9 protein-coding genes are annotated in these 16,468 nt (G+C 41.1%); 4 read left to right on the top strand and 5 right to left on the bottom strand.

The window, feature by feature from the left end; all coding sequences use genetic code 11:
• The 5 genes from pstB to glmS form a co-directional block, all read right to left on the bottom strand.
• Entirely contained in the window at positions 1 to 750 is a 750-nt protein-coding gene (pstB, locus tag B5F07_RS02785) for a phosphate ABC transporter ATP-binding protein PstB (RefSeq protein ID WP_087159743.1), read from the bottom strand.
• A gap of 75 nt (positions 751 to 825) precedes the next feature.
• Positions 826 to 1,686 carry a phosphate ABC transporter permease PstA gene (gene pstA / locus B5F07_RS02780; RefSeq protein WP_087159742.1) on the bottom strand — a complete coding sequence of 287 codons (861 nt, stop codon included), beginning with the start codon at positions 1,684 to 1,686 and terminating at the stop codon, positions 826 to 828.
• Positions 1,679 to 2,572 carry a phosphate ABC transporter permease subunit PstC gene (pstC, locus tag B5F07_RS02775; RefSeq protein WP_087159741.1) on the bottom strand — a complete coding sequence of 298 codons (894 nt, stop codon included), beginning with the start codon at positions 2,570 to 2,572 and terminating at the stop codon, positions 1,679 to 1,681. Before pstC ends, pstA begins: the two co-directional genes overlap by 8 nt.
• 93 nt (positions 2,573 to 2,665) lie before the next feature.
• Complete coding sequence (locus B5F07_RS02770; protein ID WP_087159740.1) at positions 2,666 to 3,592, bottom strand: substrate-binding domain-containing protein; 927 nt, start codon at positions 3,590 to 3,592, stop codon at positions 2,666 to 2,668.
• Between the two features lie 338 nt (positions 3,593 to 3,930).
• On the bottom strand, positions 3,931 to 5,769 hold the full coding sequence (gene glmS, locus B5F07_RS02760; protein ID WP_087159738.1) for a glutamine--fructose-6-phosphate transaminase (isomerizing): 1,839 nt from the start codon (positions 5,767 to 5,769) through the stop codon (positions 3,931 to 3,933).
• A 356-nt stretch (positions 5,770 to 6,125) separates the two neighbouring features.
• Here glmS and B5F07_RS02755 point away from each other — a divergent pair, with 356 nt between their 5' ends.
• The 4 genes from B5F07_RS02755 to B5F07_RS02740 all read left to right on the top strand — a co-directional run bounded on the left by B5F07_RS02755 (position 6,126) and on the right by B5F07_RS02740 (position 16,437).
• A complete protein-coding gene (locus B5F07_RS02755) occupies positions 6,126 to 7,364 on the top strand; it encodes a nucleotide sugar dehydrogenase (RefSeq protein WP_087159737.1) in 1,239 nt (412 codons plus the stop codon).
• Positions 7,365 to 7,414: 50 nt separating this feature from the next.
• On the top strand, positions 7,415 to 11,608 hold the full coding sequence (locus B5F07_RS02750) for a glycosyltransferase (protein WP_087159736.1): 4,194 nt from the start codon (positions 7,415 to 7,417) through the stop codon (positions 11,606 to 11,608).
• Positions 11,609 to 11,774: 166 nt separating this feature from the next.
• Positions 11,775 to 13,436 carry a hypothetical protein gene (locus B5F07_RS02745; RefSeq protein ID WP_087159735.1) on the top strand — a complete coding sequence of 554 codons (1,662 nt, stop codon included), beginning with the start codon at positions 11,775 to 11,777 and terminating at the stop codon, positions 13,434 to 13,436.
• Between the two features lie 202 nt (positions 13,437 to 13,638).
• Entirely contained in the window at positions 13,639 to 16,437 is a 2,799-nt protein-coding gene (locus tag B5F07_RS02740; RefSeq protein ID WP_087159734.1) for an MGH1-like glycoside hydrolase domain-containing protein, read from the top strand.
• The last annotated feature ends 31 nt before the right edge of the window (positions 16,438 to 16,468 follow it).

The following is a 16,468-nucleotide window of genomic DNA, read 5'->3' as shown; positions in this document are numbered from 1 at the left end:
TTAACCAAACCTCCCTGTAATATAATCTTCTGTCCTCTTGTCAGACGGTATGGAGAATAATTTCTCCGTATCATTGTATTCTACAACCTCACCCAGGAGGAAGAATGCCGTATTATCAGACACACGCACTGCCTGCTGCATGTTATGCGTTACCATGACAATAGTATAGTCTTTTTTCAGTTCCATAGCAAGATCTTCGATCTTGGAAGTCGAAATCGGGTCAAGCGCAGATGTAGGCTCATCCATCAGAAGGACTTCCGGTTCTACAGCCAGCGCTCTCGCTATGCAGAGTCTCTGCTGCTGCCCGCCGGACATTCCCAGCGCGCTCGTCTTGAGACGGTCCTTGCACTCATCCCAGATTGCCGCGCTGCGGAGGGATTTCTCAACAATATCGTCCAGTTTTGCCTTGGAGTGGATTCCGTGGGTCCTCGGGCCGTATGCGATATTGTCATAGATGCTCATCGGGAACGGATTCGGTTTCTGGAATACCATTCCTACGCGCTTTCTTAACATATTTACATCCATGCCCTTGAATATATTCTGTCCGTCCAGAAGGATCTCACCGTCAATGCGGCAGCCCTCGACAAGGTCATTCATACGGTTGATGGACTTTAAAAGAGTTGATTTACCGCATCCGGAAGGCCCGATAAAAGCGGTGATTTTGTTCGCTTCGATCTCAAGATTTACATTTTTAAGGGCTTTAAAATCCCCATAATATAAATCAAGATTCTTGATACTTATCTTTGACATATCCTTTCCCTTTCTTGATTGGGGACGTAGTAAAATTGAATTTGACTACGTCCCTGTTCACAGTTTTTTCACATTTTACGCTTTCGTAAGTTTCCTTGCAATAAAGCTTGACAGGGCATTGATACCAACCACCAGAACAAGCAGAATTACCGCAGTCGCGTAAGCCTGATCCATGTAAAGTCCCTCGCTGGAGAGCACATACATGTGAAGCGCCAGAGTACGGCCGGATCCCATAATGCTGTCCGGGATCTGGGCTACTGTGCCGGAAGTGTACATAAGGGCTGCCGTCTCACCTACAATACGTCCGATGGCGAGGATCACACCTGCCAGAACGCCCGGGATTGCGGACGGAAGCACGATGCGGAATACGGTACGCAGTTTGCCGGCGCCGAGTCCGAAGCTTCCCTCACGGTAAGAGTCCGGAACAGCTTTCAGCGCCTCCTCCGTTGTTCTCATGACAAGCGGAAGGATCATGATCGCCATGGTAAATGCACCTGCAAGGATGGAGAATCCCCAATCGAGCGCATTGACGAAGAACAGCATACCGAACAGGCCGTATACGATGGACGGGATACCGGAAAGCGTCTCTGTCGTCAGACGGATCACTTCGATGAACTTATTGCCCCGCTTTGCATACTCCACAAGGAAGATCGCCGAGAAAATACCAAACGGGACCGCAATCAGCAGTGATAATAATGTCATTACGATCGTATTGACCAGCGCGGGAACCACAGACGCGTTCTCTGAACTGTATGTCAGGGAGAACAGAGACGGCGTCAGGTGCGGCACTCCGTTGATCAGGATATAGGCAATCAGGAAAATCAGTACGGCAAATGTGATAATTGCCGCCAGCATTACGAGCAGCATCACGATCAATGAACCCGGATGCTTCAGATAAGTTTTGAACTTATCACCGATTGTTGTCTTATTACTCATGATCTGCCCCCCTCTTTAACAATGCAACACTGAAGTTGATGATCAGGATAAATACGAAGAGAACAACGCCTGTCGCAATCAGCGCCTCACGGTGAAGCCCCGTCGCATATCCCATCTCAATTACGATGTTTCCTGTCAGAGTACGGATACCCTGCAGAATACTTGTCGTCACACGCGGCTGATTTCCGACAATCATGATCACAGCCATGGTCTCACCGATGGCACGTCCGATTCCAAGGACGATTCCTGCGATCACACCGGATTTTGCCGCCGGGATGATCACGCGGAAGATACTTCTCTCTTTCGTTGCTCCCAGAGCAAGGGATCCTTCATAATAGTGTGACGGAACCGCGCGCATGGCGCTCTCTGTCGTTCCGATAATCGTCGGCAGGATCATCATACCAAGGATCAGGGACGCAGTCAGGATACTGTTTCCGTCTCCCGCCGTCTTTACGATGCCTGCATCATGCAGCATTTTTCCAAAATCCCTGATCAGCGGCACTACAACCACAAGGCCGAAGAAACCGTAAATAACGGAAGGAATACCTGCAAGAAGCTCGGTCGCTGCTTTCAGCGGCTTGTAGATCTGCTTCGGACAGTACATTGCCATGAATACCGAAGACAGGATTCCGATCGGAACTCCGAAGATGATCGCTCCTGCAGTCACGTAAAGGCTTCCCACGATCATGGGCAGGATTCCGAACTGTTCACTGTTGGGACGCCAGACCTGACCCGTAATAAATTTAACAAACCCAATTTCTCTCATCGCAGGGATACCATTTGCAAACAGGAAGATGCAAATGAGTGCCACCGCAAGCACAGACGCGCATGCCGCTATGAAAAACACTCCCTGCATGAATTTTTCAGTCCATGCTTTTGATTTCATCTTTTCCTCCTAATGAGCCGGGAAGACATGCCACATATCTGCCCGGCTCATAAAATTAAATCTGCACTTTATCCTCAGTCTGCCCGGATCTGATTAGATTGCATCCCAGGTTGTAACATCTCCAAGGTAGATGGATTTCACCTGATCAACTGTCAGATCATCTGTCGGGTTGTTCTGGTTAACGATTACTGCAATACCATCTGTAGCAATTACTGTACCTGTAAGCTGTGCAGCCTCGTCTTCTTTCAGCTCTCTGGATGCCATACCGATGTCATAGCTTCCCTCGATCGTAGATGTCATACCTGTTGTAGAGTCAGATGTCTGGAGCTCAATGCTTGCGTTCGGGTTTACTGCGCCGTATGCCTCAACCAGCTTCTCCATCAGCGGAGATACGGAAGAAGATCCGCCCACTACACAGCTTCCTGACGGAGCGCTTCCTGCATATGCCGTTACATCAGATACCGGGATATATCCTTCTTCTGCTACAACTTCCTGTCCCTCTGTGCTCATGATGAACGCCATGAAATCTGTAGCAACTGCATTGTCAAGATCCGGTTTTACTGCTACATTGAACGGTCTGGATACCTGGTATGTACCGTTCTCAATGTTCTCTGCTGTTGCTTCCGCACCGTCAATGCTTACAGCCTTTACCATGCTCGGATCCAGAGAACCAAGAGAAACATAACCGATTGCATATTCGTTTCCGGATACTGTTGTCATCATAACAGACGTGCTGTTTGTTGTCTGTGCATCCAGTGTTGTCATATCGTTGTCGTTCTCATCTACAACACCAAACAGCTCTGTGAAAGCTCCTCTTGTTCCGGAACCTTCCTCACGGGAAACTACAGAGATCGTACTGGAAGCATCCCATTCAGAACCTGTGCTCTCGTCTCCGCCTGTTGTTCCCTCGTTTGTTGTTCCATCTCCTGTTGTGTCTGCATCACTGGAGCCACATGCCGTAGCAGCAACTGCCATCATACTTGCGATCGATAAAACTGCGATAAACTTTTTCATTTTCATTGTTCATAATCTCCTTCTTCAAAATCAGATTACTTTGTGTTCGTCTTTTGTTTTCTTCCTTGTGTTTTCATCACGGTATTCATAATAAAAGAGAAATGTTAAATGTAAAATCAGAAGAATGTTAAATCTGTGTAAAATGAGAAAACGCCGTATTTGCGCGGTTTTCAATGCTCTTCTCACATATTTCGGAAAATTTCAGAAAATAACCGGAGAAAAAATACAAAAAGGAATGAGAAAAAATCCGGACAGAACGGAGGACTGCCCATGGCATTTCCCCCGGCTTCTGTCCGGATTTTTCTGATATAATCTGCTGCCTTTTAAACTATTTTGCAGCAAAGTCACTCTACGGTAACCGATTTTGCCAGGTTCCTCGGCTTATCCACATCCAGCCCCTTCGCCACACTCACATAGTATCCCATAAGCTGCAGCGGAATGATGGCCAGACTGGTTGTAAAATACTGCTCCGTCTTCGGAACATAAACCGAAAAATCTGCCGTATCTTCAATATTATAATTTCCATAGAGGGTCAGCCCCATCAGATAGGCGCCGCGGCTCTTCACCTCCACCATGTTGCTGATGGTCTTCTCAAAAAGCGCTTTCTGCGTCACAACTCCGACTACAAGAGTGCCGTCCTCGATCAGGCTGATCGTGCCGTGCTTGAGTTCTCCGGCTGCATATGCCTCCGAATGGATATAGCTGATCTCCTTCATCTTCAGACTTCCCTCAAGACTGATGGCGTAATCGATTCCTCTTCCGATAAAGAAAATGTCCTTTGCATTGGCATATTTACTTGCAAACCACTGGATTCTGTCTTTATCATCCAGCGTCTTCTGAATCTTCTCCGGCAGCCTGCCAAGCTCCGCCAGCAGCTCCCCGTAACGTTTCTCATCGATCAGCCCTTTGACAAAAGCCATCTGGATGGCCAAAAGATAAACCGCGATCAGCTGGGCGCTGTACGCCTTTGTCGTGGCCACGGAAATCTCCGGTCCCGCATAGGTATACATGATATAATCGCTCTCACGGGCAATACTGGAACCGAGAACATTCACAATGCCCAGAACCGGAATCCCCCGCTCCTTCGTCAGGCGCAGCGCCGCCAGGCTGTCCGCTGTCTCACCGGACTGGGAAACAATAATCACCATGGAATTCGGCACAAGTTTCGGGTTGCGGTAACGGAACTCGGACGCCAGATCCACTTCTACCGGAATATCCGCCAGATCCTCCAGAACATATTTCCCAACCATTCCCACATGATATGCAGAACCGCAGGCTACTATATAAATGCGGTCCAGTCCTTTGAGAACTTCATCCGTAAGTCCGCTCTCACCGAAAGAAATCCTGCCCTCTTTCACATATGCGCCAACCGTATCCTGAACCGCTCTCGGCTGCTCGTGGATCTCTTTGAGCATGAAATGCTCGTACCCGCCTTTTTCCGCAGACTCAGCATCCCACTTGATCTTGACAACTTCTTTTTCAATCTCTTCCCTGTCCAGGTTGTAGAAATGAATCTCATCCCTGGAAAGCTCCGCAATCTCCAGATTACCGATGTAGTAAACATTTCTCGTCCGGTCCAGAATCGCCGGAACATCCGACGCGATCAGACAGCCGGTCTTACTCTTTCCTATAATAAGAGGACTGTCCTTGCGGGCTGCATAAAGTTTGCCCGGATAGTCATGGAACATCACGCCAAACGCATAGGAACCACGGATTCTCAGCATGGACCGGGTCAGCGCCTCAAGCGGACTGCCTGTCTTCTTATAATAATAATCCACCAGCTTTACGGCGATCTCCGTATCTGTCTGGGAATAGAAAGTATAGCCTGATTTCTGAAGCTTTTCCTTGAGTTCCTGATAGTTTTCAATAATTCCGTTGTGCACCAGCACTACAGACCTGTCGTCCGTGCAATGGGGATGGGCATTCGTCTCCGACGGCTCCCCGTGTGTCGCCCAGCGGGTGTGTCCGATACCGCAGGTTCCCGGCACTGCTGCCCCGCCGTCCGTCTTCTCGGACAGGATCTTCAGCCTTCCCTTCGCCTTGACAATCTCAATCTTGCCGGTCTCCTCGTTGCGCACTGCGATTCCGGCAGAATCATATCCTCTGTACTCCAGTTTCTCCAGCCCCTTGAGCAGGATCGGTGCAGCCGGCTCCTCGCCTACATATCCAACAATTCCACACATTCTTATTTATCCTCCTTTTTGAATGTTCCGCTAAAAGAAAAAGGTAATAAAGCTCCCCCTCTTCTCTGAGGAATTTTATTACCTTGTAAAATGCAGCGTCTCCTTCATGCCTGATTACTCTAACAACTCAAATAACATACGTTTTCGTGGTCTATGATAACACCGGGATGGGGATGGTGTCAATAAAAAGAGGAAAAGGCAAGGGATAATCCGTAATTATCCGGCATCAAGAGACATTTACGTGGTGTAAATGTTGGATAATCAGCAATTATCCGTTATGTGGATATGAGGTGATGGAGATGTTGGATAATCGGCCCTTATCGGAGATACATGGTGAAAAAAGGAGAATAAGAAGTATGAAAATTGCAGTTGCCGGAACGGGATATGTTGGGCTGTCAATCGCAACACTGTTGGCACAACATCATACAGTCTATGCCGTTGATATCATACCGGAAAAAGTTGAACTAATAAATAATAGACAATCTCCAATTCAGGATGACTATATAGAAAAATACCTAAAAGAAAAAAGGCTAAATTTGATAGCAACATTAGATGAAAAAGAAGCATATTCCGATGCAGAATATGTTGTCATTGCTACACCTACAAATTACGATAGCAAAACACAACATTTTGATACATCTGCTGTCGAATCGGCCATTAAATCAGTTATGTCTTATAACCCGGATGCAATTATTGTAATTAAATCTACAATTCCTGTTGGTTATACTAAAACTATACGCAAAAATTTTCAGAATAAGAATATCTTATTTAGTCCGGAATTTCTGCGTGAATCCAAGGCTTTATATGATAACCTGTATCCCAGTCGTATTATTGTTGGAACAGATTTCGCTGATAAACATCTTGTGCAGGTGGCAAATAATTTTGCTAAATTACTACAGGAGGGTGCGATAAAAGAAAATGTAGAAACGCTGATTATGGGCTTTACAGAAGCCGAAGCAGTAAAACTGTTTGCTAATACTTATCTAGCTTTACGAGTCGCCTATTTTAATGAACTGGATACTTATGCAGAAATGAAAGGGTTGGATACAAGACAAATTATTCAGGGGGTTTGCTTAGATCCAAGGATCGGAAGCCATTATAATAATCCCAGTTTCGGTTATGGCGGATATTGTCTGCCTAAGGATACAAAACAGCTGTTAGCAAACTATGCAGACGTACCGGAAAATCTGATTGAAGCTATTGTAGAAAGCAATCGGACAAGAAAAGATTTTATAGCAGAAAGAGTATTGGAAAAAGCGGGATTCTATGATTCTTATAACCGGGGCGATTTTGCTGCTGGCAAAGAAAAATCCTGTGTTATTGGCGTCTACCGTCTTACTATGAAAAGCAACAGTGACAACTTCCGCCAGAGCAGTATCCAGGGAGTCATGAAACGTTTGAAGGCAAAAGGCGTTACAGTGATTATTTATGAGCCCGCACTGGAGAATGGGAGTACATTTTTCAGCAGTCATGTAGTAAATGATCTGGCTTCTTTCAAAGAGGGCTGCGATGTAATTATTGCTAACAGATATGATGAATGTCTTGATGACGTGAAAGATAAAGTATATACACGGGATATTTTTTGCCGTGACTGACACTTAAATATTATGTTTTATTCATTCAATATATTTACGAGGAGAAAATTATGGGGAATTTTAAAGATAAAATTTATTATAATCTTGTAAGAAAAAATCCAGATGTCCAATATGAGTATGAGCGATATGTCATGGAGAACATCAAGGAACATTACGAAAACCATTTCAAACACTTAAAAATATTATTAAAAATAAAATGGCATTATCAAGTAAAAAAAAGCAAGGAACGATTAATGTATTTCGATGAACCTCCAAAGGGTAAAATAGTTCAAATTGCAGATCAGGAAGTTAAAAATCAAAGTTCTAAAAAGAAAAGTATATCTAAAAATGGAGATGGAATAAAAGAGAAAATAATGCGGGAAAAACAGAATTTTTTGTATTATGAAAATGATTTTAAACGGGAAAGTGTAAATAAATTTGTTGCTTCAATAGTAGATTATGATGTTATTTCATTTGATATCTTTGATACGCTGATTTATAGGAAAGTAGAAAAACCGAATGACATTTTTTCTATTATGTCGGCCGAAATGGGAGAAAATGATTTTATCGACATTAGAAAAAAAGCTGAGAGTTTTGCCAGAAACATAAAGGAAAAAACAGCAGGAACAAGAGAGATTGTTTTAAGTGATATATATGATGTGTTGGCTGAAAGATTCAATATAGACCGCTCATGGATGGAACGTGAAATTGAATTAGAACTCAACATGTCTATCCCTAATAAATACATTTTAAGTGTATATGAAATGTTATTAAAATTTGGAAAGACTATAGTATTTACTACTGATATGTATTTGCCATTAAATGTTATAAAAACATTGGTAGAAAAAAATGGATATACCAAGTATGATCAAATCTTTTTGTCTAATGAATATGGATTGCGGAAAGGTGATGGGACTCTTCAAAAAGTTTTAATAGATGCTTATCCCAATAAAAAGATTGTTCATATTGGAGATAATTATGCAGCAGATGTAGAGAAAAGTATAGAAGCAGGTATTGATGCTGTTTATAATCCAGATAGTCATTATATATACAGAGAACCAGAATTGGAGAATATGGCAGCCAGTTTTTATAGAGCAGTTATTCAGACAAATATGAATAACGGATTATGGGATAGAGATCTTTATTATACACATGGATTTAGAGTTGGTGGTATTTTAGCTGCAGGATATTGCAAATTTATAAATCAGATCGTAGAAAGAAAAAAAATTGATAAAATATTATTTTGCGCTAGAGATTGCGATGTGATTTATAAAATATATAAAGAATTTTATAAACAAACGGAAGCCGAATATATTAATATTTCCAGATTTGCTATCTTTAATGTCACATCAGAACACTATTTATATGACTTATCTAACAGATACATTATGCGTTATGTAAAAATGTATCGTAATACTAAAACAATGGAAACTATTTTAAAGGAGACTGGTTATGGATATCTGGTGGAGGAATTAGAAAAATATAATATTGACAGATACTATTTTCCTGCAACAATACATGATGATCAAAGAATTCAAGAATTTTTATATAAATGTGAACCTGTAATATATGAGCATAATAAAGAAGCAAGAGAAGCAGCAAGAAAATATTTTACAGATATAATAGGAACTGCAAATAATATTTTGATAGTAGACATCGGATGGTCTGGAACCTGTATAACAGCCTTAAAATATTTTATTAAAAATAACATTTCTGGATATAATGGGGAGATTTTTGGTTCCCTTTTGGCAACGAATAGAAATGATCTTATTAAGAATAGTATACAATTTGATGAAATAGAGGCTTATTTGAATACTCCTTTTACGAACATGGATATTACAAGACATATTTTTCCGGGACCTCCCAGAAGCAGAAATTCTAAAATAATGGATAAATTACATATGCCATTTGAGTATTTATTTACTTCTACAGAGCGTTCTCTTCTTGGCTACAAACTGGAAAAAGATAATAGTGTCGGATTTGTTTATTCACAAAACCTTGTACCTAATATTGATCAAATCGAAAGCATGCAGAGAGGTATGATAGATTTTGTAAGGCTTTATGAAGATTATTCGAAAGAATGTAAAAGTCCACTTATCATTCCGCCATATTCAGCTTTTTTCCCTATTAGGGAGTGTATAGAGCACGATCAATATTTATATGAAGTATATAAAGATTTTTCCTATGATGCAATGTCTTCAGCGGAAACCGCAAACATTATTCCAACATTTTCAGAATTGTTTGATGGAAAATATAATGAACAAGCAGAATATATTGAAAAAGAAACAAATGGCAAAAAAATTCTTTTTGTTAGCCCTGAATTAATTTATTCAGGAGCTCCTCGCAGCCTGTTACGAATGTGCAAAGTTGCGAGAGATCTTGGTTATGGTCTAACTGTGTGGTCAGCAAAAGAAGGACCATTCCGACGTGAATTTGAAAAAGAGGGATTTGAAGTAGCCATTGTTCCAGAAAATAAAATAGATCAAAGAAAAGAACAAATCAAAAATTACGACATGGCTGTTTGCAATACAGTAATGACCTCAAAATTTGCAGAGATCTGTTGTCAATTGATTCCTACCGTCTGGTATATAAGAGAAGCTACTAATATACCGGATTTTATTAGGAACAATCCAGAAAGAGCTTATGTTATTAAATATAGTTCGGATATTTATGTTGTGAGTGATTATGCGGCAACAGCATTAAGCCAGTATGCAAATGAGCCAATAAAAGTTGTACATAATTGTGTAGAGGACGAATCAGATATGGCCGTCCCGTATCTTCCGGGAACTGAAGAGAAAATTAAATTTGTTCAATTTGGTACGATGGAATATCGAAAGGGCTACGATGTGCTGTTGGCAGCATACAAGTCTCTTCCAGAACAGTATCGGAATAAAGCAGAACTATATTTTGCGGGTGGTTTTATCAATAGTGGCAGCCCGTTTTGTTCCTATCTTTTTAGGGAAATGAAAGACGTCGAGGGGGTATATTATATCGGACTGATTCAAGGTGAAGAAGAGAAAATCAGACAATTATCTCAGATGGATGTAGTAGTTGTAGCTTCAAGAGATGAATCTTGTTCTCTTGTTGCTCTTGAAGGAGCAATGCTTTCAAAACCTTTAATTGTAACAGAAAACGTTGGTGCTAAATATATGGTATCCGAAAAAAATGGATATATTGTAAAAACAGGCGATGTTGAAAGCTTGAGATCGGCAATGATGAGTATAATAGATTGCAAAGCTCAATTAAAACAAATGGGAAAAGAATCCAGATTACTATACGATAAGCTTGCGGGAATGAACGCATATACTCAAAGCATGAAACAATTATATGCGCTTAGTGAAACTAAAAATACAGAGATTTTTGCTGCTCAAAGAAAACATAATCAAGAAGTATTTAGTAATTCATATAAGAAGGCGCATCCGATACAAGTTACAAAAACTTCTGCTGAAATAGAAAAACTTAATAATAAAGTTGTGGTATCTCTTACTTCCCATCCTGGCAGGATAAATATTGTTGGAAAGACAATTGACACATTAATTAATCAGACAGTCAAACCTTTAAAAATTGTACTATGGTTATCCGAAGAAGAATTTCCAAATAAAAAGAAAGATTTACCTGGTTCACTTATTGTAAAACAAAATCTTTGCGACTTTTTTGAAATCCAATGGGTTAAAGATGATTTGAAACCACACAAAAAATATTTTTATGCCATGCAAAAATATAAAGAAAATCCAATTATTATTGTTGATGATGATATATATTATGATGAGCATCTTGTGGAAAATCTTTTGGATAGTTATAACAAATTCCCAGATTGCATTTCTGCAATGCGGACAAATTTAATTGGCTTCCGACGTGATGGCAGCATAATGGATTATGAAGGCTGGATAATGGAATATAGAATATTACAAGATACTCCTTCAACACAACTTGTTCCTACGGGCGTGGGTGGCGTTTTATACCCGCCACATGCATTGCCTGAAGAGGCTTTTGATAGCGAAGCTATAAAGAAAAACTGCTTATTTTGTGATGATTTATGGCTTAAAATCTGGGCAAGTCATGCCAAATTAAAAATTGTCATGCCCGAACATTTTTGTGTAGAAAAAATTATTGAAAATTCACAAGATGTAGCATTATGGAAAATGAATGTCCGACAGGGAAATAACAATGATGAAAGTCTTGCCAGAATATTACAACATTATGAAAATACAACGGGAAATCTGAATGATCTGATACAATGGATAAGAAAAGATCGGTTCTGTTGATTATTTCATAAAAATAATCTATTTTGCCAATTAGTAATGATTCATAGAGCTATTTTAAATATAGTTCTATGAATTATACTTTGGCATTTTAAAGATAATGATATGATAAAAAGACACTTTCTAATAGTCATGCGACACTTTTTGAATTTTAAGACGAGGACGTAATATGTTGTTAAACGAAGATCTATTTGTAATCTTAAATAATCTAATGACAAAATATGATGAACATGAACTCCCTTGGGAGTCTGCAAAAGAGAATGTGAAATCATTAAACAAATTATCATCTAACAAAGATATGTTAAGTAAAAGTCCCTCTAAATTTGATCCGGGAAAAGACAAGAAAATATCAGATGGAAGATTTTATTCTGATATTGGATCTGCACATATAGAAGGCTATTTAATGTTGGGAAAAGAGAAAAGCATGTATGTTTTTTTTCATGGGGCAAGAGCCGGAGAAATTGATAATCTCGAAAAGCCTCCACGTTTTTTGCGGAATACATACAATAATTATGTTGATGGGACTATTTTATGTTTAGAAGATCCTATGTTTTACTCTTTTGAAAAATGTAAACTGGGATGGTATTATGGAACACCTGAAGAAAATTATCGGGAATATTGTGCAAGAGTTATCAAAAGAATAGCAGAAATTTTGCATATTGAAGTTGAAAAAATTGTATTATTTGGATCATCCGGAGGTGGAACAGCTGCAATTGGAATATCCTATTATATAAAAGGAGTAACGGTTGTTGCGCTAAATCCTCAGCTGGATTTAGATACGTATTTCAGAACACCGGAGATAGAAGAAGTAACAGGATTGGCAATTAGAAATAAAAAAGACAAATTTATACGAAATGATAATGCAAATCTTATACTTAATAATAAAGAAACAAATTTTCTGATTATGGTTAATGTCCTTTCAGATCACGATTATAAATATGATTTGGCATATCTTTGCCGTTTTATTGATTTTGTTCCCAAATACGGAATTACACAGAAAAATAATTTGTTTGTTTGGATTTATGAAGCAGCTGGTACTCCATATGAACATTCTTCGTTTGAAACACCTACGGTTTTTTTGGCTATTAGAGCCATCTGTCAGTGTATAAAGAAAAAAGTATCTGCAGATTGTCTCCAGGGATTTTGTCTTTTTGTTAATAGATTTTGGAAAGAATATTATGAGGCAAAAAGAGAGGCGTATCTTGCTAAAAAAGAAGGTGAAAAAAACAGCAAGCTAATTTCTATTTGGAATGAACGTTATGAGAATTCTAAAAAGATATTTTTTGATATAGATGAGAGAAATTTAATATTGAATTCAAGGCTTCTAACAAATTTATATCCTGGTTCCGGTGAATGGCAAATAGAAGATGCCGAAAATTCTTTTAAAATGGCAAAAGTTACAATAACTAATAATCAATGGTATGAATTGAGAATGAGAATGTCACTTAAGTGTAAGGAAATAAAAGGAGATATGGTTTTTTCTTTTGAGGTCCTTGGAGATCCAGAATATATTTACGTATCGATAGGCGCGCACAATTCTCGAAATGGACGGCGTTATTCAGAAACTGCAAATATCAAATTAAGTAATCATAAATTCTCAAAAGTTATAGAGTCTTATGAAGACGGGTGGAAGAAATATTCAGTGTTATTTCCGTTAAACGAATTAAAAAATATGAATGAGGATTTATGTGATTCATATTCTGCTCAAATTAAAGCGCTAAATATGAATTATGATAATACTATATCTCAAATATTCTATTTTAGAAGACCTAAGGTTGAAAAAGGATTTTTCCCAAGTGACTGGACACCTGCGCCAGAAGATGAAGTATAGTTGCTGGGATTAAACTTTTTTGTAACACTGTTTATTTGAAAAAATCATGTAGAATGTCAAGTGAAAATATCGTTGAAACGTTACATTAACTCTATCGTATGGTTTTTCAAAAAATATTGCGTTGCAAAGAATATATTGGCTATACGAAAGGAGAAAAATGAACAAAGAAAATAGAAAGATTGTCGGTCGCTAGGGAGGAAATATGAGAGAAGAAAAAAGACGCATGATACCTGTATGGGGACCCTATTCAAAGAAATATATGGGAATTTCGCGTATTATGAGAGAAAGCCAGGAAGAGGGCGCCAGGTTTGATCTGATCGTCCATCCGGCTTATGCTAACGGTGCAGTCCCCGTACCGAATGTGACGGTGCCGTCCGGTTGGCATCCCTGGAAGTGTGACTCAGACGGAAAATTTTACCGCTGCCGCTTTGAACTTCTGTGGAAAGACCAGCTCTATGCGGATGTAGATTTTTTTGAAGTGGACGGTGAAACCTGGGGGATCCGGACAGAATATCACAATGAGACAGCCCTGGCTCAGAATTGTCTTCTGAACTTTTATGCTGCCATGGAATATCCCCGAAGCTTTGAATGGAAAGCCGTCCTTCCGGATAAAAGTGATTTATGGAAAGGCACTGCCTTTGAAGAATATGCTCCGGTTGGGAACCGTCCCTGGGATCATCTTAGCTTTGATGGGATGCACAGAGGGGAGCAGATGCGTGCAGATTTTACGGAAGGGACGGCTCTTGGGGAGACTCCTTATGCCAAAATGTGTGCATTGGAACAGTTCCGGATGTTTGGCGGAACAGCCGGCGATCGAGTGTCGTACCGCAGGATACTGAGACACATCTATGAAAAACCGGTCCTGATGGTACGATATGCCACTTACGGAAATGAAGAGGATGTTGTATTTGATAGCAATTACGGAACTTTAAGATTTCCAGCGTCTACGGCGCCAGATGTGGTTTTCTACCCTCTTTACGGAACAGGCCCGGATGGGGATGGAACAGGTGAAAAGCAAAACGTGCAGAGTAGTTTTTTCCTGGATATGACCGCCCAGGGAACTTGTAAGAACGGGATCATGATCGACTGTTTTGCTGTTATGGAAGAAGCAGAAGCCGGAAATGCCATATTTCTTATGGAAAAACGGAATACGATCCCTCAAATTGAGAAGGATGGAGAAAGGACGAAATACCGGTATCATTACGGAGAACCTCCTCTTTATCTGCATATCCTGAACCGGCAGGTAAGAAGCCGGAACCTGTACTCCGGCTGCTTGGAGGACGCGCCTATTACCAGGCTGACAAATCCGGATCCCTCTTATGATAATCTGACCAGGAGTTTTACAGGTTCTTTTCGAGAAAAACATTCGGATGAAGGATTTTACCATATCAATGTAGCTGAGGCAATCTTTATCCCGGCCGACGGATCGGATGTCGAGTATGCTTATGTGAGTACTAAGGAAGAGACATATTCTAAAGAACGGCTGGAATGGATCTGGGATAAACGGCGGAAGAAGTCTGAAGAACTCCGTCTCAACCCGGAAGGCAGAAAGTATAGTTTTTCTTCGGGACTTATGAAAAACGCTTTGTTTTTCAATGTGGTTTACCCCATCTTTCGCCATGGGGAGCAGATCGTCCATTATACGCCGGGGAAACGCTGGGACAGCGTCTATACATGGGATTCCGGTTTTATCGGTCTGGGTCTGTTGGAATATTCCCCGGAAAGGGCTGAGTATGTGCTGGATACATATTTATCGGAAGAAGATAATCAGGACTTTGCATTTCTCGCCCATGGCTCTCTTGTACCCACTCAGTTTTATCTCTGGCATGAGATTCTGATGCGTTCAGACTCTGGGCGAAGAGAAGAATTGAAAAAATATTACCCCGGATTGATTAGGTATTACCGTTTCATGTCAGGTAGGACGGAAGGGTCTACAATGTCCCGGCTGAAAAGCGGCATGCTGACTGTTTACGACTATTTTTATAATGCTGGCGGGATGGACGATTACCCGGCGCAGACAGCCATGCATAGGCAGAAACTTTCCGCATATGTCGCTCCCATATGCAGCAGTGCGCATTTCATAAGGGTTGCGAAAATCATGCAAATGACGGCGCGGTACTATGGATATGCAGAGGATTTTGGGGAAATAGAAAAGGACATCCGGAAGGTGACGGACGCTCTCCTGACGTATGCATGGGATGAAGAAAGCGGATATTTCGGCTATGTGCTTCATGATCGTTCGGGAAATGCCAGAGAGATCTTCCGAACACCGGAAGGGGAAAATTATAATAAGGGAATAGACGGGGTAACGCCCCTTATCGCAGGAATCGGTACACCGGAACAGCAAAGGCGGATGCTTGCTCACCTGAAAACAGAAGGGGAACTGTGGTCCCGGTGCGGGATCTCGACGGTAGACCAGAGCGCTTCCTATTATAAAAATAACGGCTACTGGAATGGAAGCGTCTGGTTTCCGTATCAATATCTGGTCTGGAAATCCATGCTCGATCTCGGCGAAGCGGATTTCGCATACAGTATTGTGGATATGGCCCTTACGGTGTGGAAACAGGAGGCAGATTTCAGCTATCATACATTTGAGATGATCCAGATCGAGACAGGAAGAGGAGGATGGTTCCATCAGTTCAGCGGACTGTCAGCGCCTATCGCAGTCTGGTTTCATGCATATTACAGGAAGGGTACAGTGACGGCAGGGTACGGAACCTGGATCCGAGAACAATGGTTCAGTCCAGATTGCAGTGAAGCACAGATCTGCTATGAGATTCATGAGGGGCGGGAAAATGTGATCATCGTGGTCATGGATTCCGCTTATTCGTACGCTGTAGAATTCGACGGCTGCGCCGGGAAAGACACACTGCACGAGCAACCATCTGCCGGGGCGGAAGGATGCGAGCTCCGTCCTGTCCGCTGGACGGAACATGTCCGCGGAGCTCTGGAGATCATGCTCCCGGCAAAGCGGGGAGAGATCCGGATCAGACGCAGATAGGAGGATTCCGGCATCCGCGGGACATACATGA

This window comes from Lachnoclostridium sp. An169 (assembly GCF_002160525.1).
Lineage (GTDB): Bacteria > Bacillota > Clostridia > Lachnospirales > Lachnospiraceae > Mediterraneibacter > Mediterraneibacter cottocaccae.
This window is presented reverse-complemented; position numbering and strand designations above follow the sequence as displayed.